The organism is Mesorhizobium sp. M1A.T.Ca.IN.004.03.1.1, from assembly GCF_003997555.1.
In the GTDB taxonomy this organism is placed as follows: Bacteria; Pseudomonadota; Alphaproteobacteria; order Rhizobiales; family Rhizobiaceae; genus Mesorhizobium.
In genome coordinates this window covers 59,539-82,753 of sequence record NZ_RZTV01000011.1, presented here as the reverse complement: position 1 = coordinate 82,753, position 23,215 = coordinate 59,539, and the positions used below count along the sequence as shown (strand labels likewise).

Sequence of the window (23,215 nt, the reverse complement as noted above, 5' to 3'; positions counted from 1 at the left end):
TGGCGGACCGGACGGGCTTATCGCTTATGCATACCGCAGCGCAGCAGAGCAAGATTTTGTTGAAATGGCCGACAAGGACACGGCGCAAACGCCATCGGAGGGCCATAAAGACTTGAAAAGCGTCGGCGCTCGGCTACACCCGTCGGGCGATTTGTCGGCAATGGAACTCACGGGGCGAGATGAGATCATCTTTGATCCGGCGCGGGGTATGGGTAATCGGCGTTGCGGTGCTGGTCATCGCGCTCGCCGTCGCTGCCTTGCCGCTGATTGCCTCGACGCGCATCGTACGCGACCGCATCGCTTGGGAATTGAGCGCCTGGAGCGGCTTTCGCGTGACGATCGACGGTTCGCCGCGCATCGAGGTGTGGCCTAAGTTCCGGGCCATCCTCAGCGATGTGACGCTGTCGCAATGGACGGAAACCGACGCGCCGCCGGTGATCGAAGCCGAGCGCGTCGAAGTCGATCTCTCGGCCATGGCCGCCGTGCAGGGCGACGTCCAATTCTCTACGGCAAGGCTGGTGCGGCCGACGATCAGGGTGGAGCGCAAGGCGAGCGGCCTCTATCTGCCGCCGCTGCCGACCGGCGGCCGCATCACCCGCTCGATCGACACTGCGCGCGGCGTGGTCACCGCGAACCCGCAGAAGCCCGACCTCGGCAGACTACCTTCCGATCCGTTCGGCATCGTCGAGTTCCGCGACGGCCGCGTCGTGACCTCGGTTGGCGGCAAGGATACCGAGATCCTGAGCAGCCTCAGCGGCCAGGTGAACTGGGCGGCGATGAACAGCGACGCCGCGCTCACGGCGACCGGCATATGGCGCGGCGAAAGCGTCCAGATCGATTTTTCCTCGGCGAAGCCGCTGGTGCTGTTTGCCGGAGGGGTCGCCCCCGTCACGCTCGCCTTCAAGGCGGCGCCCGCCACACTTTCTTTCGACGGCGTCACCTCGATGTCAGAGAACGGCTATCTGGACGGCCAAGCGAGATTCACCGCCCCTTCGCTGCGACGCCTGCTTGAATGGTCGCAGGCCGGCATGGCGCCTGGTGCTGCGATCGGCTCCGTCTCGGTCGCGAGCAAGGTGGCGGCCTCGGCGGGGCGCGCGAAGTTCGAGAACACGACGGTGGCGCTGGACAACAACCCCGGCATGGGAGCGCTGGACTTTTCGTTCAGCGAGCCCCTTCCCGTTGTTTCCGGCACGCTTGCGTTCGATGCGCTCGATCTTCGATCGGTCCTTTCCGCTTTCACGCCGATCGCTCCGGCCGGCCAGGCAGGCCCCGGCGAGTTCGACACCGGTTTCGCCGACAAGATCAACCTCGATCTCAGGCTGTCGGCGGCGCACGCCACCGCCGGCCCGATCCAGCTTGCCGATGTCGCCGCGACCGCGCAGGTCAAGAACGGGCTTGCCGTCTTCGACATCTCCGACGCGTCGGCCTTCAACGGCAATATCCAGAGCAGCCTGCGCTTCGACCGCAAGCCGGACGGCACGCAGGTCGAGTTGCGGCTTTTGGCATCGGACGTCGACACCGGCGCCTTCGCCACCGCGGCGGGGATGACGCGGCTGGTGCCGGCCGGAACCGGAACCGTCTCGGTCATTCTGAAGGGGCCGGGCAAGGCCTGGGACTCGATCTTCGAGAACGCCGACGGGTCTTTCTCGGCGACGTTCGGGCCGGGCTCGATCAACGGCCTCAACCTGCCTGCCTTTCTCAAGCGCAACGAACAGGGCGGATTCTTCGCCCTCGACGACGTCGCCGACGGCTCGCTGCCCATCGACGGCGCCGAGATCAAGGCGAGCATCTCGAAAGGTGTGGCGCGGCTGGACAAGGCAGAGGTCAATGCACAGAAGTACAAGATCTGGCTTTCGGGCATCGCCTCCTATACCGGGCGCGGGCTGGCGCTCTCGGGCGGCATCATCCCGAACGGACAACCTGCGCAGCAACAGCCGGCCCAACAACCGGCTACCGCCGGTCAGACAGCGGTGCAGGCGCCGCAGCCCTCAAAGCAGTCGTTGTTCTTCGTCGGCGGCAACTGGAGCACTCCGTTCATCTCGCCGATCAGCCGCGGCGTTTCAGGCCAATAGACCAAGGCGCAGGTCGCGCCCGTCTTTGTTCCCTATCCGCGCTGCGCCGCCTGCTCATCGCGCTGGCGCTGGACCGCGCGGCGCTTGTTGGCGATCGAGGCAATGATGACGCCGATCGCGACGACGGCGATCAGGATGGTGCAGGCGGCATTGATCTCAGGCGTCACGCCGAGGCGCACCTGGCTGTAGATCTTCATCGGCAGCGTCGTGGCGCCGGGGCCCGAGGTGAAGGAGGCGATGACCAGATCGTCGAGCGAGAGCGTGAAGGCCAGCATCCAGCCGGAGATGATCGCCGGCAAGATGACGGGCAAGGTGATCTGAAAGAAGGTCTTCACCGGCGGCGCGCCGAGGTCCATCGCGGCTTCCTCCAGCGAGCGGTCGAAGGAGACGAGGCGCGACTGCACAACGACGGCCACGAAGCACATGGTGAAGGTGATGTGGGCGAGCGTGACGGTGAAGAAGCCTCGGTCAAGTCCGACGGCCACGAAGAGCAAGAGCAACGACAGGCCGGTGATGACTTCCGGCATCACCAGCGGCGCAAAGACCATGCCGGAAAACAGCACCCGCCCCTTGAAGCGTGTGTAGCGGGTCAAGGTGATCGCCGCCAGCGTGCCGAGCACGGTGGCAACGGTCGCCGAGATGACGCCGACGCGGGCTGTCACCCAGGTGGCGTCCATCAGGCCCTGGTTGTGGAACAGCGACACGTACCATTTCGTCGAAAAGCCGCCCCAAACGGTGACGAGCTTGGATTCGTTGAAGGAAAAGACGATGAGAAGCACGATCGGCAGATAGAGAAAGGCAAAGCCGAGCACGATCGAGGTGATGTTGAAGCGGCTCCAGGTGGCGTTCATTTGCCTTGCTCCTGGGCTTTCGCTTGAGCCTGCTGGAAGAACATGATCGGGACGGTCAGCACCAGGAGCAGGATGACCGCCACCGCCGACGAGACCGGCCAATCGCGGTTGGCGAAGAATTCGTTCCACAGCGTCTTGCCGATCATCAGCGTCTGCGAGCCGCCGAGAAGGTCCGGTATGACGAACTCGCCGACCGCCGGGATGAAGACCAGCAGGCAGCCGGCAATCACGCCCGGCAGCGACAGCGGGAAGGTGATCTTCCAAAAGGCACCGATCGGCGGGCAGCCGAGATCCTGCGCCGCCTCGATCAGCGAATAGTCCATCTTCTCCAGCGACGAGTAGAGCGGCAGCACCATGAAGGGCAGATAGGAATAGACGATGCCGATGAAGATCGCGGTGTAGGTGTTGAGGATGACCAGCGGCTGGCTGATCAGGCCAGTGGCGAGCAGCACCTGGTTGAGCAGCCCTTCGGGTTTCAGGATGCCGATCCAGGCATAGACGCGGATCAGGAACGAGGTCCAGAACGGCAGGATCACGAGCATCAGCAAGGTCGGCCGGATCGTCGCCGGCGCGCGCGCCATGCCATAGGCGATCGGATAGCCGACGATCAGCGTCAGCACCGTCGAGATGCCCGCGATGATCAGGCTGGTCACATAGGCGTTGAAGTAAAGCGCGTCCTGGGTCAGCCAGGTGTAGTTGTCGAAGTTGAGCTCGCGAAAGCCGGCGAAGAATCCGGAAATGCCGTCGCCGAAATCGAGCACAGGAGTGTAAGGCGGCATCGAGATCGCCGTCTGCGACAGCGAGATCTTGAAGACGATGATGAACGGGACAAGGAAGAAGAACAGCAGCCAGAGATAGGGAACGATGATAACGAGACGGTCAACGAAGCCCTTCGCCAGCCTGGTCGGCAACTGAGCGGCGGTTTCGGCCGAGGAAGGGGCGGCGGCGATGTTGGTCATGGCCGCCCTGTTACCTTGTCAGCACGACGCCGGCGTCCGGCCGGAAGGAGACCCAGGCGCGATCGTTCCAGGTCAGAGGGTCGTCGCTGACGCGGGCAGCGTTCAACGCGCTTGCCCGCACCATCTGTCCGTCGTCGAGCTTGATGTGGTAGACGGTCATGTCGCCAAGATACGCAACGTCATAGACTTCGCCTTCCAGCGCATTGACGGCATCGGCCGGCTTCCTCGACGATACCTTGATCTTCTCGGGCCGGATCGCGAAGACGATGTCGGCGCCCTTGGTGGTGTCGGTGGCATTCTCGACAACGATCTGCGCACCGGTCGCGCCGGTGATGCGCGTCGTATTCGCTGCCCGCTCGGCAACCTTGCCCTCGAACATGTTCACATTGCCGACGAAATGCGCCACGAAGCGCGACGTCGGGGCCTCGTAGATTTCCGCCGGCGTCGCCACCTGCATCACCTCGCCCCTGTCCATGATGGCGATGCGGTCGGCCATGGTCATGGCTTCCTCCTGGTCGTGGGTGACGACGACGAAGGTAAGCCCAAGTTCCTGCTGCAGGTCCATCAGTTCGAACTGCGTCTCCTCACGCAGCTTCTTGTCGAGCGCGCCGAGCGGCTCGTCCAGCAAAAGCACCTTCGGCCGCTTGGCGACCGAGCGGGCAAGCGCCACGCGCTGGCGCTGACCGCCGGAAAGCTGGTGCGGCTTGCGCTTGGCGAACTGCTCGAGCTTGACCAGCCTCAGCATCTCGGCGACGCGCTTTTCGATATCGGGAGCGGGCATGCCTTCCTGCTTGAGGCCGAAGGCGATGTTCCTTTCCACCGTCATATGCGGAAACAGCGCATAGGACTGGAACATCATGTTCACCGGCCGCTTATAGGGCGGAATGCCGCGCAGGTCCTGGCCGTCGAGCAGAATGCGCCCCGCGGTCGGCTCCTCGAAGCCGGCGAGCATCCTGAGCAGGGTCGACTTGCCGCAGCCCGAGGCGCCGAGCAGGGCGAAGAACTCACGTTCGAAGATGGTCAGCGACAGATTGTTGACAGCGGTGAAGTCGCCAAACTTCTTGGTCACTTTGTCGAACTGGATATACGGCTTGGCGCTCGGATCATTCCATGGCGCGAAATCCCTGCGGATGCTGCCAAGCGATTTCATGTCCCACTCCGGGTCTATTTCGTTCCGCTGGAACGGTTCATGGTTTCGAGGAAACGTCGAACCGCTTTAGCTTTTTGTTTTGACGCAATTCCGGGCGGAAAACCGTCCCACACTGTTGCTGGAATTGCTTCTAAAGAAAGCGACCCCGGCAGTTTCTGCCGAGGTCGCGTCTCGATGCTTATTGGCCGGTGACGATCTTGGTCCAGGTGCGCGTGATGATGCGCTGTGTCTTGGGATCGTAGGGCTGGACGGTGTAAAGCTTCTTGGTCGTCTCCTCGTCCGGATAGACCGAGGTGTCCTCCAGCAGGGCCTTGTCGACGAACTGCTGCGAGGCCTTGTTGCCGTTGGCGTAGAGCACATAATTCGAGGATTTGGCGATGACTTCCGGGGTCATCATGTAGTTGATGAACTCATGCGCTTCCGCGACATGCGGCGCGTCGGCGGGGATCGCCATCTGATCGAACCACATCTGGGCGCCTTCCTTGGGCACCGAATAGCCGATCTCGACGCCCTGCTTGGCCTCCTCGGCGCGGTTTCGCGCCTGGAACACATCGCCCGACCAGCCGATCGCCAGGCAGATGTCGCCGTTTGCCAGCGCGTTGATGTATTCCGAGGAATGGAACTTGCGAATATACGGGCGGACCTTGAGCAGGGCCTCCTCGGCCTTGGCGATATCGTCGGGCGAGGTGCTGTTTGGATCGAGGCCGAGATGTTTCAACGTGGCCGGAATGATGTCGGAGGGGGAATCCAGCACATAGACGCCGCAATCCTTGAGCTTGGCGAGGCTCTCCGGATTGAAGAACACGTCCCAGCTGTCGATCTTGTCGGTGCCGAGTGCCGCCTGCACCTTCTTGACGTTGTAGCCGAGGCCGACCGTGCCCCACATATAGTTGACCGAGTACTCATTGTTCGGATCATACTTTGCGGTGCGCTCCGAAATGACATCCCACATGTTGGAGATGTTCGGCAGCTTGGACTTGTCGAGCTTCTGGAAGACGCCGGCCTGGATCTGGCGCGCCAGGAAATTGGCGCTGGGCACCACGACATCATAGCCGCTGCCCCCGGCCAGCAGCTTCGTCTCCAGGATCTCGTTGGAATCGAAAGTGTCGTAGACGACCTTGATGCCGGTCTTCTTGGTGAAGTCCTCGATGATCGAGCTGTCGATATAGTCCGACCAGTTATAGACGTTGACGACGCGGTCGTCGGCATGGCCGCTCGCGGCGAAGAGCGTCAGAAAGGCCGAAGTCGCCGAAAGCAAAAGCGCTTTGCGGATCATGATATTCTCCTTTGGTGAGTGTTCCCGTGCCGGCTCGTCGCGACATGGGCGCGGGACGGCGTTTGTTTCAGACTATGGAGATTTCCGGAGAGCCACAAGCGCGCGCGCCTGGCAGTGCGCCGGATCGTTGAGTGACGGGCGCCGCCCTTGCCTCCTTTCCAGGAAGCTGTTCGGACGGCCTCAGCGGCGTTGGCCGCGGCGTAAGCAGAGATGTAACGATGCGGTCCGGCCTCGATGAGGCCGGCGGAGTCACTTGGCAAGATACGCCTGTCTTGTTGTTGCCGTAATTGCAGCCTGCCCGCCCCGCAGCGGAGTTGTCAATGGGGAAGACACGCGAGCATCAATTGGGAGACGGCAGCCCGGTGATGCCCGGCCGCTCGGGCCGGGTCTGCCGCTTGAACTCAAACGCAATATGAACAAGCAGCGCGGCGATGACGACCGCGCCGCCGATGATGGTGCGCCCCGACGGCACCTCGGAATGGACGAGCCACACCCAGATCGGACCGAGGATCGGCTCGAAAGTGCCGAGCAGCGCCGCGACGGCCGCGGGCACCAGGCGGGCGCCCATGGCGAAAAAAGCAAGACCGACGCCGAGATTGATGACGCCGAAGGCGAAGAGAAAGCCCATGTCGCGCCCGGAGACGGTGAATTCCGTGGCTTGCGAGGCAGCAAAAGCACCGGCGAGCAATGCGCCGAGGCAAGTGGCCGGCACCATGCGCACATGGGCAAAGCGCCGGGTGATCACGGTCGCGAACGACAACATCACCGCGATCAGCAGCGCCAGGCCATCGCCGATCGGCGAGACGGCGCCGTCAAGCGATTCCGAGACCATGATGGCCACGCCGGTGATGACGGCGGCAATGGCGACCCAGGTTCCTGGGGTCACGCGTTCGCGAAACAGCACCCAGGCGAGCATGGCCGCCAGAAGCGGGACACCGGCCTGCATCAACAAGATGTTGGCGACCGTCGTGTAGGCGAGCGCGACGATGAAGCTCGTGGAGGCGGTGGCGAAGCAGAGAGCGACGCCCAGCCCAGGCAGGCCCATGTCGCGGAACAATCTCCAGGTGCCGCGCCAGCCGTCGCGCCAGAGCATGAAGGCGACGAGGAAGCCCACCGCCCAGATCGAGCGCCAGAACACCACGGTCCAGCTGTCGCCGACATGGATGAAGCGAGCGATGGTGCCGCCAAAACTCCACATCAGCGCCGACAGGAAGACCAGCAGCATGCCGATCCGCTCCTCGCGCGGCGAGACGGCGGCCAAGGCAACGCGAGACGAGGCGGTATCGGTCATAGGCGAGACTGTCAGCGATTTGCCGGCGCCACGATCCACCACGGACGACCACACCATATCCCATTCGCGTAGCGCAAATGCTCGAGCCAGGCGTGATCCAGCATCCGCTGAAATGTAGGACAAAGCCGGCTTGCGGGCCGCCGAACCGCTGCGGCTGGCGGGGGTGCTACCCCTGGAAATCGAAGGCGCTGAGACCCGTCACCATCTCGTCGAGGCCAAGCGGCCGGGTCACCGGCGGCTCGGCGCGCGCCAGGCAGCCAACGCGCTCGCAGAGCCTGCAGGCCGGGCCGACCGGCGTTGCATATGCCGTGCTCTGCGCGGCCTTGGCGGCGGACGGTCCGGGCAGCGCCGCGCTGTAGACGATCTCGTCGCGAAAGCCGATGTCGCAGCCCAGCAGAAGCGCCGTGCGCCGCGGCCGCTCGGAGAAGGCGCCTTGCGGCCCTTCGAGCGTGCGGGCGATGCAGAGGAACTCGGCCCCGTCCGGCATTTCCACCGCCTCGACCAGGATCCGGCCCGGCTGCGAAAAGGCCGCATGGACAGGAAGCTTCGGACAGGCGCCGCCGAAACGGCTTTGCGGATAGCCCAGGCTGCCCGCCTTGCGGAAGCGGTTGCCGGCACTGTCGACCTCCAGCATGAAGAACGGTACGCCTGAGGCGCTCGGCCGCTGCAGCATGGTCAGGCGGTTTGCCGCCTGCTCGAAGGAGACGCCGAAGCGCGAACGCAAGACGTCGATGTCGTAGCGGGCGCGGACGGCCGCTGCATGAAAGGCGTGATAGGGCATCATCAGCGCGTGCGCCGCATAGCGGCCGAGCTCGAAACGGGCTAAGCGGCGCGCTTCGTCCGTGCCGAGCTTCAACGTCTGGATCTCGCCCGCCACGGCCACCGTCATGCGCATCAGGCTCGCCTCCATGGCGACCTCGCGCAGCTGATCGAAGGGGGAGAGCCGCTCTGACAGGAACAGGCGTTGCGAATGGCGATCGTAGCGCCTGCGCCAGTTCGGCATGGTGGCCACCGGCAGCACCTTGACCACGATGCCGTGCTCGCGCCTTAGCCACGCCTTCAGCGTGCCGAACAGGTCGTCGCCTGGATCGAGCAGCGAAATGAAGGCCTCGGCTTCCTCCTCCAGCGCGGCGAAATGGTTCGGCCTGCGCTCGAAAGTCTCGTGCACTTCGTCGACAGGCAGGCGCGTGCCGGACAATGCGGTCGCCCTGCCCTCCCGCGCCAGGAGTTCATTGAGATCCGACAGCCGATCGGCCTGCTCGCGATAGGCGCGAAACAATTTCACCATCGCGGCGGAAGCGTTCGGCGCGATCTCGGCGAGGTCGATCAGTTCCTGGTCGCCCGGCAGTTCGCCGGCCAGCAGCGGATCGCCGAACACTTCCTTCAGCGCCGCGATCGATCCTTTGGTCTCGCCCTGCAATTCGTGCGGATCGATCTTGTAGGCCGACGCCAGCTTGAGGATCAGCTGCACCGTCAGCGGCCGCTGGTTGCGCTCGATGAGATTGAGGTAGGACGGCGAGATGCCCAGGCCTTCGGCCATCGCCGTCTGGGTCAGGCCCTTGGCGTTGCGAAGCCGGCGGATGCGCGGCCCGGCGAAAATCTTCTGCTCGGCCAATCGGCTACCTTGAAAAGAGTTTTACATAACGGCGCGCCGTCGCGGGCTCATCCAGCTTTTTACAATCATGACAGATTTACAGCCCCGACCTGTCAAACGCAACACCAGTTTTCCCGTATTTTAGCGGGCAAGCTCCGGTTTTTCTGGCGACTTTTGCGGCGCAATGTAAACAATGTAACAAGTGAACGGCCCACAGATACGTCCCTCAAACGGGCCATCTAAACAAGCAAGACTGACCTGGAGCAATCGATGACTGATTTTTACAACCTCGTCCCGTCCGCGCCGGAAGGCCGTTTCGACGGCATCGAACGGCCCTACTCGGCGGAGGACGTGAAGCGGCTGCGCGGCTCGGTCCAGATTCGCCATACGCTTGCGGAGATGGGCGCGAGCAGGCTGTGGAAGCTGATCCACGAGGAAGATTTCGTCAATGCGCTCGGCGCCATGTCGGGCAACCAGGCCATGCAGCAGGTCAGGGCGGGCTTGAAGGCGATCTATCTGTCGGGCTGGCAGGTCGCGGCCGACGCCAACACCGCGTCGGCCATGTATCCGGACCAGTCGCTTTATCCGGCGAATGCGGCGCCGGAACTGGTCAAGCGCATCAACCGCACGCTGCAGCGCGCCGACCAGATCGAGACATCCGAAGGCAAGGGTCTTTCGGTCGAGACCTGGTTCGCGCCCATCGTCGCCGACGCCGAAGCCGGCTTTGGCGGGCCGCTCAACGCGTTCGAGATCATGAAGGCTTTCATCGAGGCCGGTGCCGCTGGCGTCCACTATGAGGACCAGTTGGCGTCGGAGAAGAAGTGCGGCCATCTCGGCGGCAAGGTGCTGATCCCGACCGCAGCGCATATCCGCAACCTCAATGCGGCCCGGATTGCAGCGGACGTGATGGGCACGCCGACGCTGGTGGTGGCGCGCACCGACGCGGAAGCCGCCAAGCTGCTCACCTCCGACATCGACGAGCGCGACCGGCCTTTCGTCGACTATGACGCCGGCCGCACGGTCGAGGGCTTCTATCACGTCAGGAACGGCATCGAGCCCTGCATCGCGCGCGCCGTCGCCTACGCGCCGCATGCGGACCTGATCTGGTGCGAAACCTCGAAGCCGGATCTTCAGCAGGCAAGGAAGTTCGCTGAAGGGGTGCACAAGCACCACCCGGGCAAGCTGCTCGCCTATAATTGCTCGCCGTCGTTCAATTGGAAGAAGAACCTGGACGACGCGACCATCGCGAAGTTCCAGAAGGAACTCGGCGCCATGGGCTACAAATTCCAGTTCATCACACTGGCCGGGTTCCACCAGCTGAACTTCGGCATGTTCGAACTGGCCCGCGGCTACAAGGAGCGCCAGATGGCGGCCTATTCGGAACTGCAGGAGGCGGAATTCGCGGCGGAGGTCCATGGCTATACCGCGACCAAGCATCAGCGCGAAGTCGGCACCGGCTATTTCGATGCCGTTTCGATGGCGATCTCCGGCGGCCAGTCTTCGACCACCGCCATGCATGAGTCGACCGAGCACGCCCAGTTCAGGCCGGCGGCCGAGTAATGACAACAGCAGAGGAAACGCCCGAAGGGCACTTACGTCGAGGAGAACAGCAATGGCATCGATAAGCCGGGTCAAGGAACGGGCCGAAGAACAGTCAAGCGCGATGAGCGTCGATCAGCAGGCGACGATCCGCATGCTTGCCAACGACCTGCACAGGCTCAACCAGTCTGTGATGAAGGCGGTCGAAGCAGGTGTGTCCGTCGAGCTGGTGCGCTCGGCCAGGCACCATGGCGGAGACGGCAACTGGGGTGATCTTTTGATCCCAGTGATCGTCACCCATCAGAGCCAAGGCTGACGTAACGTCAACAATCACTCGCGAGTGTCTCCCGTGCGCTATACGTTCCGGGAGACGTTCGTTTTTTCGAATTGTGGCCGTGGCGCCGGGGAGAACTTGCGCCGGTTTTTAGCAATTCTTGCTATATTATCATTTTCCACTATTTTTGCTTGACACCGCTGGCGATCTCGCGCCAATTGCGCGCTTAAGGTTTCAACCCTGCATTGAACCAGAGCCTCCGCCAGACATGTGTCCCGCCAATCGTGACGACTCTGAAAAACCAATGAAACCGGCGGACCGTGGCGCGGCGGCCCGGCTGCCGGCGGATTTCTCCAAGGTGCTGGTGGTCGGCAAATCGTCGATCAACCGGGTCGTCGTTTCGAAAATCGTGGAAAAGTCCGGGCTGAAGCCGATTTCGGAGCCACCGGAGGCGGCCGAAAAAGCTTTGGCCGGCCTGGTTCCCGGCGCAATCATACTCGACGGCGGACCCGACGACAGGGATTGCGACAGGTTGCTGTCCGGCATCGACGCGCTGCGGCGCGCTTCCGGCAAGACGCGGCCCGCCGTGATCCTGCTTTCAACCAGGAATGGCACGCCGGACAGCCTCGGCCTGTCGAGCGTGGTCGACGCCGTGGTCGCCAAGCCGATCACGCCCGAAAGGCTGCAACCAGTAATCGATCGCCTGGTCGGCCGCGGCTAGGCAGAGGCGACGCTCAGCCGGGCTTCGCTATTGCCTCGACCAGTGCCGGCAACTCGCCGAGATCTGCGATCTCGCGAAAACGCGGCGCCGCGACAGGCGCCTCGGCGTGTTCGATCGCCCAGGTCAATTCGTGCGGCACATGGATGCCCCAGCCACCGGCCTCGATGGCGGGAACAACGTCGGACTTGAGCGAGTTACCAACCATCATGCTGTTCTGCGGACCGTCGCCATGGCGGCTGAAGATGCGGGCATAGGTGGCTGCGCTCTTGTCGCTGACGATCTCGACGGCATCGAAAAGATCACCCATTCCCGACTGCGCGAGCTTGCGCTCTTGATCGAAGAGGTCGCCCTTGGTGATCAGCACCAGATGGTAGGAGCCCGCCAGCTTTTCGACCGTCTCGCGGGCATGCGGCAGCGGCTCGATCGGATGGCTGAGCATCTCGCGGCCGGCAGCCAGGATTTCGCCGATGACCGAACCGGGCACCTCGCCGTTTGTGATCGCGACGGCCGTCTCGATCATCGACAGCGTAAAGCCCTTAATGCCGAAGCCATAGAGGGCGAGGTTGCGCCTTTCCGCTTCGAGCAGCCGTGCCGCGATGTGCTCATGATCGCCGTGCTCGGCCAGCAAGGCGGCAAAACGCTTCTCGGTCAGGCGGAAGAACTGCTCGTTCTGCCACAGCGTGTCGTCGGCATCGAAGCCGATGGTGGTCAAACGTGGAGCGGACATGTGCGACCCTTTGCTTACAGGCTCATCTAGACCCTGTGGCGCTGCGCCGCCAGCAAGAAGACAGGCACGCCGGTTCCTTTAGGCTGCGTCTCGGCTTGCCTGTGGCGACGCGGGCGCCTCCCCTTTCCTTCCGCCACGGCGCCCGGCTATACTTTGAAATCCGCAACACAATCTGGTGAATGATGCCGCCTGAAAAAAAGGAAGTCCGTCCGTCGAGCCGGGGGGGACGAGCCCGCACGCCTGCCTTCTTGAAAAACGAACGCGGTGTGAAGAATTGGAAGGAAGCCAGCGCCTGGCTGGAGTGGCGCGGCATCGAGGACATCGAGTGCATCACGCCGGACCAGGCCGGCGTCGCCCGCGGCAAGATGATGCCGTCGAAGAAATTCACCTCCAACACATCGCTGGCGTTGCCTTCAGCCGTGTTCATGACGACGATATCCGGGGGCTATCCGGAAGACGGCAATGGCTTCCACTATCCGGAGGACGACGGCGACCTGAAGCTCTTGCCCGATCTCTCGACACTGACCGTCGTGCCCTGGGAGGAAGATCCGACCGCCGCGGTGATCTGCGACCTCGTCCACCAGGATGGCCGCTCCGTCGAATTCACGCCGCGCAACGTTCTGAAGCGCGTGCTGGCCGCCTATGACGACCGTGGGCTGAAGCCGGTGGTGGCGCCCGAGATCGAATTCTATCTGGTACGCAAGAACCCCGATCCGGACTACCCGCTGACGCCGCCCGTCGGGCGCTCAGGGCGGCCGATCGGCGGCGGCGCCGGCTATTCGATCGCGGGCGTTAACGAGTTCGACGAACTGATAGACGACATCTACCATTTCTCGGAGCGGCAAGGCCTGGAGATCGATACGCTGATCCACGAGGAGGGCGCCGGTCAGCTTGAGATCAACCTGCGTCACGGCAATCCGATCGAGCTTGCCGACCAGGTCTTCATGTTCAAGCGCACGATCCGCGAGGCGGCGCTGAAGCACGAAATCTACGCCACCTTCATGGCCAAGCCGATCCAGGGGCAACCTGGCTCGGCCATGCATATCCACCAGTCGGTGGTCGACAAGAAGACCGGAAAAAACATCTTCTCGGCCGAAGACGGCGCCGAGACGGATGCGTTCTTCCATTTCATCGGCGGCATGCAGAAACACGTGCCGAACGCGCTGGTGATGCTTGCGCCTTACGTCAATTCCTATCGGCGGCTCACGCAGGCTGCGTCGGCGCCGGTCAACAACAAGTGGGGCTACGACAACCGCACGACGGCTTTCCGCGTGCCGCGTTCCGATCCAGCGGCGCGGCGCGTCGAAAATCGGATTCCGTCCTCGGACGCCAATCCCTATCTGGCGCTTGCCGCCTCGCTTGCTTGCGGGTTGATCGGCATGAACAACAAGGTCCAGGCCGAGCCGCCGGTGCTGACGACCGCCAACGAGGACGAGATCGACCTGCCGCGCAGCTTGCTCGAGGCCGTGGACCTTTTCGAGGCCGACAAGGAGCTTGGCGCCATTGTCGGCAAATCCTTCGCAGCCACGTATGCGGCCATCAAGCGAGCCGAGTTCGAGACATTCATGGAAGTGATCAGCCCTTGGGAGCGGGAGTATCTGTTGCTGAATGTGTGAGCGGCCACTTCGTCGAGTGAATGGGTGAATAGTGAATGGTGAGTAATTTCTCATATTGGATGGGTGAACGCAGCCAGAGCGCTCTAGCAAAGCATTCACTATTCACCATTCACCTGCGTTTCCGCATGCCTCGATGGGCGGGTATTCCGGCCACGGCATCATGCTGTCCAACTTCTTCGGCAAGCTCTACGCCGAGACGGTCGCGGGCAATCGCGACCGCTGAAGCTGATCGAGTATCTGAAGATTCCCGCCCTCCCGGACAGCTGTTGTTTACGCGCACCGCTGCTGTTTCTGGCGCTCAACTGGTTCGCACTGCGCCGCAGGATCTGAAGCCGGAACATGTGCAGAAGCTGTTAATTCGACAAGTCCGCTTCCCTAACGGCACGTTGCGGAATCCTTAACAAACGCGCAGAATTTCGCAAAAAGGCGCACTGATGCCATAATCGGCGGTAAAAGATGCCGGTTCTGGGCGATAAGACGGGGATTTGCGCGGGCCTGCCCGCTGGAAATTTCGGGACCGATGCCGATCAGCCGCGAATGGTTTGCGGCAAGATCGAAAGAACGTCGGCCCGGTTGTTGGAGGTGGTTTAGGTGAACGAGCCCTTCAGTTTCGGTGCGCCGGAACGACGGCACTTTGCCGTGCGGTTCGGCTATGACATGCGGCCCTCGTTCTGGCAGGGCCTGCAGTCGAACGCGCATCTGGTGATCGCGGCCGTCGGCACCGCGGCGCTGCTTGGCGTGGCGGCGGTGGCGCTTTGGCTGGCCTTGCCGGCCAATGAGCGGCAGGCGATCGCGAAAACGGAGCAGACCGTCCCCGCGATCCCGGTCAAGACGAAGAAAATCGCCCCGGCCGCGGCGAGCTCTGTCAGTGTCGCCGCCGCGCCGCAAGCGGCGCGCAAGGCCGATGCGGTTTCGCCCATGACTGCGGCCCGGGAAGCCGCCATCCCGGCACTGGCTTCCAACAATCCCCGCTGGAACGGCACGGTTGGTGAACCCGCGCCCGCGGCGGATGCTCCGCCGGCCTCATCCGCTCAGGCAGCGGAGAAGCCGGCGACGCAGAACGACAAACCGGCGGTTGCCGCCTTCGCCGAATCCGGGTCCGGAAACGATGCTTCGGCCGCCCTGGCTGAGGTCGCGGCGCCAGCGCCGGCGGCTGCCCAACCGGCAGACGCAAAAAAGCCTGACGACAAAATGGATGCGGCCCAGACCGCCGCCATCCCGGACGCGAAGCCCCAAGTTGCCGAGGCCCAGCCGGCGTCACCCGAGGATGCGGCACAGGACGAGCCGAAGCCCGAAAACGCCGGCACTGGCACCAATGGACGCGTCCTGAGGGCTGTTACCATGCGTTCCGGCCCGAAGAACGGCGCCGCCGCGATCGTCACTGTGCCTGCCAAGTCAGCTGTGCAGGTGATGAGCTGCAAAAAATGGTGCGAGATCGTCTATAACGGCAAACGCGGCTGGATCTACAAGAGCTTCGTCAAGACCGGCGCCTGATCTGGTCGCTCTTGGCGGCCTGACGCCGCCGCGACGTCGGTTCAGATGCAGCGCCCGCCGTCGACCTCCAGCGCCACGCCGGTGATGAAGGCCGCCTCGTCCGAAGCCAGCCAGAGCGCCGCGTTGGCGATGTCGAGCGGCGTCGACAGCCGGCCGAGCGGGATAGAGACGCGGAATTTTTCGCGGATCTCCGGCGTGTCGGCGCCCATGAACTTCTCCAGCATGCCGGTCTCGCCGGCGACCGGGCAGAGGCAATTGACGCGGATGTTCTTCGGGGCGAGTTCGACCGCCATCGACTTGGTGGCGGTGATCGCCCATCCCTTGGAGGCGTTGTACCAGGTGAGGCCCGGCCGCGGCCTGATGCCGGCTGTCGAAGCCGTGGTCAGTATGACGCCGCCGCCCTGCCGGTCCATGATCGGCACCACGGCAAGCGCGGCATGATAGATCGCCTTCATGTTGACAGCGGTGATCAGGTCGAAGGTTTGCTCGTCGACGCCGAGCATGTCGCCGTTGCGATGGGTGTAGCCGGCATTGTTGACCATGATGTCGACGCGGCCGAAGGCGCTTTTGGCGGCATAAACCATCTCGTCGAATTCGGAGCGTTGCGAGACGTCGGTCTGGGTCCAGATCGCGTTGTCGCCGATTTCCTTCGCCACGCGCGCTGCGCCCTTGGCGTTGAGGTCGGCAACCACGACGCGCGCGCCTTCCTCGGCGAAGCGCTTCGCCATGCCCTCGCCGAAGCCCGACGCCGCGCCGGTGATGATGGCAACCTTGTTTTGCAGACGCATGGTTTTTCCCATCATTGAAGGGCTGGCGGTCGCCATTCTCCCTTAGCTTTCGTCACATTCAGGTTCTATGTTGCAGGCGCGAACGCTTCCGGAAAGCTGTTGCTTGCCGACAAGCCTCCCGGCGGCGCCAGTGTCAAGGCCGCATTTGGGCCCAATCGATTGTCCAGCGATTGGTCCCGGATGTGACACCATGACACTGGACGATTTAAATCGATTAGAATATATCAGCCCCGCTACCGGCTAGCGGCATCAAACCGGACTGACCATGACCAGCCAGATCATCCCTGTCGAACCTTTCGACTTCATCATCTTCGGCGGTACCGGCGACCTATCGGAGCGCAAGCTTCTGCCCTCGCTCTACCACCGCCAGCGCGACCACCAATTTTCGGAGCCGACGCGCATCATCGGCACGTCGCGCGCGAAGATGAGCGATGCCGAGTTCCAGACCTTCGCCAAGAAAGCGATATCGGACCATGTGAATCCGGCCGACATCGAGCCGAAGGAACTGGACACATTTCTTGCTCGGCTTTCCTATGTCTCGGCGGACGCCACCTCCGGCGTCGGCTTCGACAAGCTCAAGAAGGCCATCGGCGACAGCGACCGCATCCGCGCTTTCTACCTCGCGGTGGCGCCGGCGCTGTTCGGCGACATCTCGCATCAGCTCAAGGAACACAAGCTGATCACCCCGAACTCGCGCATCGTGCTGGAGAAGCCGATCGGCCGTGACCTCGCCTCGGCACGGGCGCTCAACGACGCTGTGGGTGACGATTTCCACGAAAGCCAGATCTTCCGCATCGATCACTATCTCGGCAAGGAAACGGTGCAGAACCTGATGGCGCTGCGCTTTGCCAACGCGCTTTATGAGCCGCTGTGGAACTCCGCCCATATCGATCATGTGCAGATCACCGTGGCCGAGACCGTGGGTCTCGAGGACCGCGTCACCTACTACGACAAAGCCGGCGCGCTGCGCGATATGGTGCAGAACCACATCCTGCAGCTGCTTTGCCTGGTTGCCATGGAAACACCGTCCTCGATGGACGCGGACGCCGTGCGCGACGAGAAGCTGAAGGTGCTGCGGGCGCTGAAGCGCATCAACGGCAACGAGGCGCCGAAGCACACGGTGCGCGGCCAGTATCGCGCCGGCGCCTCCGCCGGCGGGCCGGTCAAGGGCTATGTCGAGGAGCTCGGCAAGGACAGCAACACCGAGACCTTCGTCGCCCTCAAAGCCGAGATCGGCAACTGGCGCTGGGCCGGCGTGCCTTTCTATCTCAGGACCGGCAAGCGGCTGGCGACCCGCGTTTCGGAAATCGTCATCGAATTCAAACCGATCCCCTATTCCATCTTCGGCGACAGCGCCGGGCCGATCTTCGCCAACCAGCTGGTGATCAGGCTGCAGCCGGACGAAGGCGTCAAGCAGTACATCATGATCAAGGATCCGGGGCCGGGCGGCATGCGGCTGCGCCAGATCTCGCTCGACATGAGCTTCGCGCAATCCTTCCACAGCCGCGCGCCGGACGCCTACGAGCGGCTGATCATGGATGTGGTGCGCGGCAACCAGACGCTGTTCATGCGTCGCGACGAGGTCGAGGCGGCCTGGAAGTGGATCGATCCGATCCAGAACGCCTGGGAAAGCGCCAGGCAGGAAGCGCAGGGCTATACGGCCGGCACCTGGGGTCCGTCGGCCTCCATCGCGCTCATCGAACGTGACGGACGGACATGGCACGAGAGCAATTGAGCGGGGCCGCTTACGCCTGGAACGGCTTTGCCGACCGCCAGCAGCTGGCGGCGGCCCTTGCCGGCCACGTCGCCGCCCGCCTGACCAAGGCGATCACCGACCGCGGCACCGCATTCCTCGCCGTATCCGGCGGCACGACGCCGGCAAAGTTTTTCGCCGCGCTCTCTTTAATCCCGATCGCCTGGGACAAGGTCACCGTGACGCTGGTCGACGAACGTTTCGTGCCGCCCTCCTCGCCGCGCTCGAATGCCGGGCTGGTGGCGGCCAACCTGCTCCAGAACAAGGCAGCGGCAGCGCGCTTCGTGCCGCTCTACCATGAGGCGGCGAGCATCGAGGAAGCAGCGGCGTCGGACAGCGAGGTCCTGCAATCATTGCCCTGGCCTCTGGATGTGGTGGTGCTTGGTATGGGTGCCGACGGGCACACGGCCTCCTTCTTTCCCGATGCCCGCAATCTCGCCGAGCTCATCGACCCGTCCTCACCGCGCATCGTGCTGCCCGTGCATGCGCAAAGCGCCGGCGAGCCGCGGCTGACGCTGTCGATGGCGCGGATCGTTGCCGCCGGTTTCATCGCGCTCCACATCGAGGGAGAGGACAAGCGCATCGCCTTCGACGGCGCGATGGGAGCGGGCATTAAAAAGCCCGTCCGCAACGTGCTCGAGGCGGCGCCGATACCGGTAGAGGTGTTCTGGGCACCCTGATTTCAGCAAAGGAACAGCCCCGGAGGCTGTGGGAGGACGTTTCCGGGGCCCGAAAGGACCAGCCATGACAGCCAGACGCGACATCGAAGCCATCACGGAACGCATCCGCCAACGTTCGAAAGCCGACCGCGAAGCCTATCTCGGCCGCATCGCGGAGGCGTCGGGACGCGCCGCCAACCGCGCGGTGCTCTCCTGCGGCAACCTCGCCCACGGCTTTGCCGTCTGCAGCCCATCGGAGAAGGTGGCACTCGGCGGCGATCGCGTGCCCAACCTCGGCATCATCACCTCCTACAACGACATGCTGTCGGCGCATCAGCCGTTCGAGACCTTTCCGGCGCTTATCAAGGACGCGGCACGCGAGGCGGGCGGCATCGCCCAGGTCGCCGGCGGCGTGCCGGCGATGTGCGACGGCGTGACGCAAGGCCAGCCAGGCATGGAACTGTCGCTGTTCTCGCGCGACGTGATCGCCATGGCAGCGGCGATCGGCCTTTCGCACAACATGTTCGACGCCGCCGTCTTCCTCGGCGTCTGCGACAAGATCGTGCCCGGGCTGGTGATCGCGGCGCTCACCTTCGGGCACCTGCCGGCGGTCTTCATCCCCGCCGGGCCGATGACGTCGGGCCTGCCGAACGACGAGAAGGCCAAGGTCCGGCAGCTCTACGCCGAGGGCAAGGCGGGCCGCGCCGAGCTGCTCGAGGCGGAGTCCAAATCCTATCACGGGCCGGGCACCTGCACCTTCTACGGCACCGCCAATTCCAACCAGATGCTGATGGAGATCATGGGCCTGCACACGCCCGGCGCCTCCTTTGTCAACCCGGGCACCCCGCTGCGCGACGCGCTGACCAGGGAGGCGGCGAAGCGCGCGCTGGCGATCACCGCGCTCGGCAATGCCTATACGCCGGTCGGGCGCATGATCGACGAGCGCTCGATCGTCAACGGCGTGGTCGGCCTGCACGCGACCGGCGGCTCGACCAACCACACCATCCACCTCATCGCCATGGCCGCGGCAGCCGGAATTTCGCTTACCTGGCAGGACATCTCCGACCTGTCGGAGGCCGTGCCGCTGCTCGCCCGCGTCTACCCGAACGGACTCGCCGACGTGAACCATTTCCACGCCGCCGGCGGGCTCGGCTTCCTGATCCGCGAGCTGCTCGACGAAGGCTTGCTGCACGAGGACGTGCAGACGGTCTGGGGCGAAGGCCTGCGGCCCTATGCTGTCGAGGCAAAGCTCGGCGCCGACGGCAGCGTCGTGCGTGAAGCGGCGCCGCTCGAGAGCGGCGATGAGAAGGTGCTGGCGCCGTTCAAGAAGGCGTTCCAGCCGACCGGCGGACTGAAGGTGCTTGCCGGCAACCTCGGCCATGCCGTGATCAAGACCTCTGCGGTCAAGCCCGAACGGCGCGTCATCCAGGCGCCGGCCAAGGTGTTCGACAGCCAGCAGGGGCTGAACGAAGCTTTCAAGTCGGGCACGCTGACCGGCGACTTCGTCGCTGTGATCCGCTTCCAGGGGCCGAAGGCCAACGGCATGCCGGAACTGCACAAGCTGACCACCGTGCTCGGCGTGCTGCAGGATCGCGGCCAGCGCGTCGCGCTGGTGACCGACGGGCGCATGTCGGGTGCTTCCGGCAAGGTGCCGGCGGCGATCCATGTGACGCCGGAAGCGGTCGAGGACGGGCCGATCGCCAGGATCCATGACGGCGACATCATTCGCCTCGACGCCGACGCAGGCACGCTGGAGGTGCTGGTGCCGGGAACGGAGTTCGCGCTGCGCCGCACGGCGGATGCCGACCTGATCGGCAACGAGTTCGGCTTCGGCCGCGAGCTGTTCGCCGGCTTTCGCCAACTGGTTGGCCGCGCCGACCACGGCGCCGCCGCCTTCGCAAATGCCTAACCTCAATCTGCTAAAAAAAGAGCGGCTCGGTGCCGCCGCTCGGAGCCGCCCTTTGTCGTAAGCGGTGTGCCATCGGCACCTAGACAAGAGGTCTCACGAGGTATTCTTGCCACTGAAGACCTCCGCCAAATAGTCAATAAACACCCTGACTTTACGTGGGGTGTGACGTCGCTGAGCGTAGAAGGCGAAGATCGGTTGCTCCATGGGTTCATGATCCGGCAGCAGCCGCACGAGGCGGTTCTCCGCTATATCCTGGGCGACCATGAAATCGCCCAAGAGGGAGTACCCCCCTCCCGCTAGGCAGGCGTTTCTCACCGCTCGCGCTGAGTTCATTGTCAATTGCTGCGGCACTTCGAAGTCAATGACCTTTCCTTGATGCGAAAACTTATGAACGCGCCCCCATTCCCCGCTGACCTGAGTAACGGATGGGCACGCTCTGATCTCGTCCAAGGTCCTGGGTGTCCCATATTGCTGGCAAAACTGGGGTGTCGCGACGAACACGATCCTCTGCGTGAAAATCCTCTGCGCAATCAGGGATGAATCGTTCAACGGTCCTACCCGGATGGCGACATCGAAGTGCTCGCCAATGAGATCAACCAAACGATTGCCAAGGTCGATTGAGACATCGAGCTGCGGGAACCGTCGCACGAACTCAGGAACCACTGGTGCCAGGCACTCATTACCAAAGGCCGTTACGCAGGAGACGTGGAGTTGGCCGCGAGGAGTTTCGTGGCGTTCGCGTACTGCGCTCCGCATCTGATCAAGCTCCTCCAGGAGGCCGGTGCTCTTTTGCACGAACTCCATCCCGGCATCCGTCAGATTGATCTGCCTGGTGGTGCGGTTAAAGAGACGTACGCCGAGATCGGCCTCCAAGTCCGCCACAATGCGGCTTACCGAGGCAGCGGAAAGGCGCAAATCCCGGCTCGCAGAAGAGAAGCTGTTATGCCTGGCGACTGCCACGGCCACCTTCATGGCCTCGATCATATCCATCCGCCATTCTTCCGAAATTCAAAATAATGTCTCTCACCGTGCGCTCTTTAACACGGAAGCCGAAATCATGCATCAATGGGGCGAACGCTCAAATTGAGGAGATGGACATGTCCAAAAATCCTAGCTGGATACTTCGCAGCTACCCTTCCGCAATGCCCTCCGTCGAGAACTGGAGCCTGGAGGAGCGTTCAATTCCCGATGCCGCGGATGGTGAGCTGCTGGTGAAAACTCTGTGGCTCTCCGTCGATCCCTATGTGCGCGGTCGGATCAGCCCCGCGAAGAATTATGCTGCTGGTTTTAGAATTGGCGACCTGATGTGTGGCGGCGGAATTGGCGAGGTAATTACGTCTGAGTCTCCAGACTTCAAGCCAGGCGACCTCGTGATGAGCGATCATTTTGGTTGGCAGCCGTTCAGCGTGATCCCGGCCGCGTCAGCCAAGCCCGTGACGACAACCGACGCTCCGATTCAGGCCGTACTGAGCTATCTCGGCATGCCCGGTCTCACCGCCTACTTTGCCCTCCTCAAAACCGCAACTCCGAAGGTGGGGGAAACGGTGTTGATCTCTGCCGCTTCAGGAGCTGTGGGGCAGATTGCGGGACAGATCGCGCGGATCAAAGGGTTCGACCCAGTCGCTGTTGCGGGCTCGGACGAGAAGCTGGAATGGTGCAGGGAGCTTGGATATCGGACTGGCGTCAATCATCGACGCTCCGCTGATCTCGCGGCAGATGTCGCCACCGCATGCCCTAGCGGCGTCGATGTCTTTATCGACAACACCGCCGGGCCGATTCACGATGCAGCCATGTTAAACCTCAACATCTTTGGCAGAGTGGTGATTGTCGGCACTATTGCCTTGGCCAACCGGTTTGACCAACCAGATATCGGTGTCAGGCATCTCAGAAGGACACTAATCACCCGTGCGCGGATAGAAGGGTTCTTGCTCGACGACCACGAAGGAGAATACGAGACCGCGATTGCCGATCTGCTGTCATGGTACAAACAGGGACTGCTTCAGACACGGGAAGATGTTGCGGAAGGGATCGAGACCGTGCCCCACGCTTTCGTTCGGATGTTGAAGGGAGAGAACTTCGGCAAGCAACTGGTCAAGCTATGACGCTCTAACCAGGGTTGTCCGCTTCGGCCCGGCCCGATTTTTGTGCACGCGTTACTCAAGCGGATCGTTCCAAGGCAGCAGCTCATCGATCCGCCTCCGCTTGTGGCCGTTGACGATGGCGGTAAGCGTGGTGGTCAAGTAGGCCTGCGGGTCAACAGCATTGAGTTTGCAGATCTCCTCTGGCGCAGGCAAAACTAGGTTGCCCTGCCGGGCCAGCGTTCGCCAGGACGACAGATGGTTGGCCTCCAGCCCGTGGCGCTCCGCTACTTCGTTCACCGTCACGCCCGGACGCAAGCCCTCCGAAACGATCTGTGCCTTGACCTTATCCGGCCATTGGCGATGCGCCTCACGTCGGCCCCGCCGTGTCGTGAGAACCTCCAATGTCGTGTCCATGGAGAAACTGCTTCTCGCTCATCCATGGAACCTTGATCACAGATCAG

The 23,215-nt window shown here is 63.1% G+C and carries 19 protein-coding genes and 3 pseudogenes; 11 read left to right on the top strand and 11 right to left on the bottom strand.

Annotation, left to right across the window (positions count from 1 at the left end; genetic code table 11):
* Nucleotides 1-179: 179 nt before the first annotated feature.
* Complete coding sequence (locus EOD29_RS25890; RefSeq protein WP_127248316.1) at nucleotides 180-2,072, top strand: AsmA family protein; 1,893 nt, start codon at nucleotides 180-182, stop codon at nucleotides 2,070-2,072.
* A gap of 32 nt (nucleotides 2,073-2,104) precedes the next feature.
* On the opposite strand, the gene EOD29_RS25885 is transcribed toward EOD29_RS25890, so the two are convergent.
* The 6 genes from EOD29_RS25885 to EOD29_RS25860 all read right to left on the bottom strand — a co-directional run bounded on the left by EOD29_RS25885 (nucleotide 2,105) and on the right by EOD29_RS25860 (nucleotide 9,214).
* Nucleotides 2,105-2,923, bottom strand: coding sequence for an ABC transporter permease subunit (locus EOD29_RS25885; RefSeq protein ID WP_127248315.1), 819 nt, complete (start codon nucleotides 2,921-2,923; stop codon nucleotides 2,105-2,107).
* A complete protein-coding gene (locus EOD29_RS25880; protein WP_127248314.1) occupies nucleotides 2,920-3,882 on the bottom strand; it encodes an ABC transporter permease subunit in 963 nt (320 codons plus the stop codon). The genes EOD29_RS25885 and EOD29_RS25880 overlap by 4 nt, the downstream gene beginning before the upstream one ends.
* Nucleotides 3,883-3,892: 10 nt before the next feature.
* Complete coding sequence (locus tag EOD29_RS25875; RefSeq protein WP_095825799.1) at nucleotides 3,893-5,032, bottom strand: ABC transporter ATP-binding protein; 1,140 nt, start codon at nucleotides 5,030-5,032, stop codon at nucleotides 3,893-3,895.
* A 178-nt stretch (nucleotides 5,033-5,210) separates the two neighbouring features.
* Nucleotides 5,211-6,308 (bottom strand): polyamine ABC transporter substrate-binding protein, encoded by a 1,098-nt coding sequence (locus tag EOD29_RS25870; RefSeq protein WP_067327271.1) that lies wholly within the window; start codon nucleotides 6,306-6,308, stop codon nucleotides 5,211-5,213.
* Between the two features lie 340 nt (nucleotides 6,309-6,648).
* Nucleotides 6,649-7,599 (bottom strand): DMT family transporter, encoded by a 951-nt coding sequence (locus tag EOD29_RS25865; protein WP_067327997.1) that lies wholly within the window; start codon nucleotides 7,597-7,599, stop codon nucleotides 6,649-6,651.
* A 166-nt stretch (nucleotides 7,600-7,765) separates the two neighbouring features.
* A complete protein-coding gene (locus EOD29_RS25860; RefSeq protein WP_095801100.1) occupies nucleotides 7,766-9,214 on the bottom strand; it encodes an XRE family transcriptional regulator in 1,449 nt (482 codons plus the stop codon).
* Between the two features lie 249 nt (nucleotides 9,215-9,463).
* On the opposite strand from EOD29_RS25860, the gene aceA reads away from it, so the two are divergent.
* The 3 genes from aceA (at nucleotide 9,464) to EOD29_RS25845 (ending at nucleotide 11,727) form a co-directional block, all read left to right on the top strand.
* Nucleotides 9,464-10,753 carry an isocitrate lyase gene (gene aceA, locus EOD29_RS25855; RefSeq protein WP_127248313.1) on the top strand — a complete coding sequence of 430 codons (1,290 nt, stop codon included), beginning with the start codon at nucleotides 9,464-9,466 and terminating at the stop codon, nucleotides 10,751-10,753.
* A gap of 52 nt (nucleotides 10,754-10,805) precedes the next feature.
* Nucleotides 10,806-11,048 carry a hypothetical protein gene (locus EOD29_RS25850; protein WP_067327258.1) on the top strand — a complete coding sequence of 81 codons (243 nt, stop codon included), beginning with the start codon at nucleotides 10,806-10,808 and terminating at the stop codon, nucleotides 11,046-11,048.
* 262 nt (nucleotides 11,049-11,310) lie between these two features.
* Entirely contained in the window at nucleotides 11,311-11,727 is a 417-nt protein-coding gene (locus tag EOD29_RS25845) for a response regulator (protein ID WP_066989304.1), read from the top strand.
* Between the two features lie 13 nt (nucleotides 11,728-11,740).
* Here the strand turns inward: EOD29_RS25845 and EOD29_RS25840 are convergent, their stop codons facing one another.
* On the bottom strand, nucleotides 11,741-12,454 hold the full coding sequence (locus tag EOD29_RS25840) for an HAD family hydrolase (protein ID WP_095781924.1): 714 nt from the start codon (nucleotides 12,452-12,454) through the stop codon (nucleotides 11,741-11,743).
* A 182-nt stretch (nucleotides 12,455-12,636) separates the two neighbouring features.
* On the opposite strand from EOD29_RS25840, the gene EOD29_RS25835 reads away from it, so the two are divergent.
* The 3 genes and pseudogenes from EOD29_RS25835 (at nucleotide 12,637) to EOD29_RS25825 (ending at nucleotide 15,564) form a co-directional block, all read left to right on the top strand.
* Nucleotides 12,637-14,070, top strand: coding sequence for a glutamine synthetase family protein (locus EOD29_RS25835; protein ID WP_095776675.1), 1,434 nt, complete (start codon nucleotides 12,637-12,639; stop codon nucleotides 14,068-14,070).
* Nucleotides 14,071-14,200: 130 nt separating this feature from the next.
* A pseudogene (locus EOD29_RS25830) lies at nucleotides 14,201-14,400 on the top strand (FAD-dependent oxidoreductase); the annotation flags it as partial.
* Nucleotides 14,401-14,661: 261 nt separating this feature from the next.
* Nucleotides 14,662-15,564, top strand: a complete 903-nt coding sequence (locus EOD29_RS25825) for an SH3 domain-containing protein (RefSeq protein ID WP_127248311.1) — start codon at nucleotides 14,662-14,664, stop codon at nucleotides 15,562-15,564.
* A gap of 41 nt (nucleotides 15,565-15,605) precedes the next feature.
* Here EOD29_RS25825 and EOD29_RS25820 read toward each other — a convergent pair whose 3' ends face one another.
* Entirely contained in the window at nucleotides 15,606-16,352 is a 747-nt protein-coding gene (locus tag EOD29_RS25820; protein ID WP_127214515.1) for an SDR family oxidoreductase, read from the bottom strand.
* A 265-nt stretch (nucleotides 16,353-16,617) separates the two neighbouring features.
* Here EOD29_RS25820 and zwf point away from each other — a divergent pair, with 265 nt between their 5' ends.
* The 3 genes from zwf (at nucleotide 16,618) to edd (ending at nucleotide 20,673) form a co-directional block, all read left to right on the top strand.
* Nucleotides 16,618-18,087 carry a glucose-6-phosphate dehydrogenase gene (gene zwf / locus EOD29_RS25815; RefSeq protein WP_095801102.1) on the top strand — a complete coding sequence of 490 codons (1,470 nt, stop codon included), beginning with the start codon at nucleotides 16,618-16,620 and terminating at the stop codon, nucleotides 18,085-18,087.
* Nucleotides 18,069-18,785: a 6-phosphogluconolactonase gene (pgl, locus tag EOD29_RS25810; protein ID WP_127248310.1), complete on the top strand. Its 717-nt coding sequence runs from the start codon at nucleotides 18,069-18,071 to the stop codon at nucleotides 18,783-18,785. The genes zwf and pgl overlap by 19 nt, the downstream gene beginning before the upstream one ends.
* A gap of 64 nt (nucleotides 18,786-18,849) precedes the next feature.
* Entirely contained in the window at nucleotides 18,850-20,673 is a 1,824-nt protein-coding gene (gene edd, locus EOD29_RS25805) for a phosphogluconate dehydratase (protein ID WP_127248309.1), read from the top strand.
* A 93-nt stretch (nucleotides 20,674-20,766) separates the two neighbouring features.
* On the opposite strand, the gene EOD29_RS25800 is transcribed toward edd, so the two are convergent.
* Nucleotides 20,767-21,663: a LysR family transcriptional regulator gene (locus EOD29_RS25800; protein ID WP_127248308.1), complete on the bottom strand. Its 897-nt coding sequence runs from the start codon at nucleotides 21,661-21,663 to the stop codon at nucleotides 20,767-20,769.
* A gap of 107 nt (nucleotides 21,664-21,770) precedes the next feature.
* Between EOD29_RS25800 and EOD29_RS25795 the strand changes: the two genes are divergently transcribed.
* Nucleotides 21,771-22,775 (top strand): NADP-dependent oxidoreductase, encoded by a 1,005-nt coding sequence (locus EOD29_RS25795; RefSeq protein WP_127248307.1) that lies wholly within the window; start codon nucleotides 21,771-21,773, stop codon nucleotides 22,773-22,775.
* A gap of 51 nt (nucleotides 22,776-22,826) precedes the next feature.
* Here EOD29_RS25795 and EOD29_RS36560 read toward each other — a convergent pair.
* Together EOD29_RS36560 and EOD29_RS36555 are read right to left on the bottom strand one after the other, a co-directional pair.
* A pseudogene (locus EOD29_RS36560) lies at nucleotides 22,827-22,952 on the bottom strand (transposase domain-containing protein); the annotation flags it as partial.
* Nucleotides 22,953-23,168, bottom strand: a pseudogene (locus tag EOD29_RS36555) (transposase); the annotation flags it as partial.
* Between the last annotated feature and the right edge of the window lie 47 nt (nucleotides 23,169-23,215).

Excerpts from the sequence above, each read along its gene's own strand:
- aceA (WP_127248313.1), top strand. The coding sequence starts at position 9,464 with ATGACTGATTTTTACAACCTCGTCCCGTCCGCGCCGGAAGGCCGTTTC.
- EOD29_RS25890 (WP_127248316.1), top strand. The coding sequence starts at position 180 with ATGAGATCATCTTTGATCCGGCGCGGGGTATGGGTAATCGGCGTTGCG.
- EOD29_RS25875 (WP_095825799.1), bottom strand. The coding sequence starts at position 5,032 with ATGAAATCGCTTGGCAGCATCCGCAGGGATTTCGCGCCATGGAATGAT.
- zwf (WP_095801102.1), top strand. The coding sequence starts at position 16,618 with ATGACCAGCCAGATCATCCCTGTCGAACCTTTCGACTTCATCATCTTC.
- EOD29_RS25800 (WP_127248308.1), bottom strand. The coding sequence starts at position 21,663 with ATGGATATGATCGAGGCCATGAAGGTGGCCGTGGCAGTCGCCAGGCAT.
- EOD29_RS25820 (WP_127214515.1), bottom strand. The coding sequence starts at position 16,352 with ATGCGTCTGCAAAACAAGGTTGCCATCATCACCGGCGCGGCGTCGGGC.
- EOD29_RS25850 (WP_067327258.1), top strand. The coding sequence starts at position 10,806 with ATGGCATCGATAAGCCGGGTCAAGGAACGGGCCGAAGAACAGTCAAGC.
- edd (WP_127248309.1), top strand. The coding sequence starts at position 18,850 with ATGACAGCCAGACGCGACATCGAAGCCATCACGGAACGCATCCGCCAA.
- EOD29_RS25865 (WP_067327997.1), bottom strand. The coding sequence starts at position 7,599 with ATGACCGATACCGCCTCGTCTCGCGTTGCCTTGGCCGCCGTCTCGCCG.
- EOD29_RS25840 (WP_095781924.1), bottom strand. The coding sequence starts at position 12,454 with ATGTCCGCTCCACGTTTGACCACCATCGGCTTCGATGCCGACGACACG.
- EOD29_RS25880 (WP_127248314.1), bottom strand. The coding sequence starts at position 3,882 with ATGACCAACATCGCCGCCGCCCCTTCCTCGGCCGAAACCGCCGCTCAG.
- EOD29_RS25885 (WP_127248315.1), bottom strand. The coding sequence starts at position 2,923 with ATGAACGCCACCTGGAGCCGCTTCAACATCACCTCGATCGTGCTCGGC.
- EOD29_RS25795 (WP_127248307.1), top strand. The coding sequence starts at position 21,771 with ATGTCCAAAAATCCTAGCTGGATACTTCGCAGCTACCCTTCCGCAATG.
- pgl (WP_127248310.1), top strand. The coding sequence starts at position 18,069 with ATGGCACGAGAGCAATTGAGCGGGGCCGCTTACGCCTGGAACGGCTTT.
- EOD29_RS25845 (WP_066989304.1), top strand. The coding sequence starts at position 11,311 with ATGAAACCGGCGGACCGTGGCGCGGCGGCCCGGCTGCCGGCGGATTTC.
- EOD29_RS25870 (WP_067327271.1), bottom strand. The coding sequence starts at position 6,308 with ATGATCCGCAAAGCGCTTTTGCTTTCGGCGACTTCGGCCTTTCTGACG.
- EOD29_RS25835 (WP_095776675.1), top strand. The coding sequence starts at position 12,637 with ATGCCGCCTGAAAAAAAGGAAGTCCGTCCGTCGAGCCGGGGGGGACGA.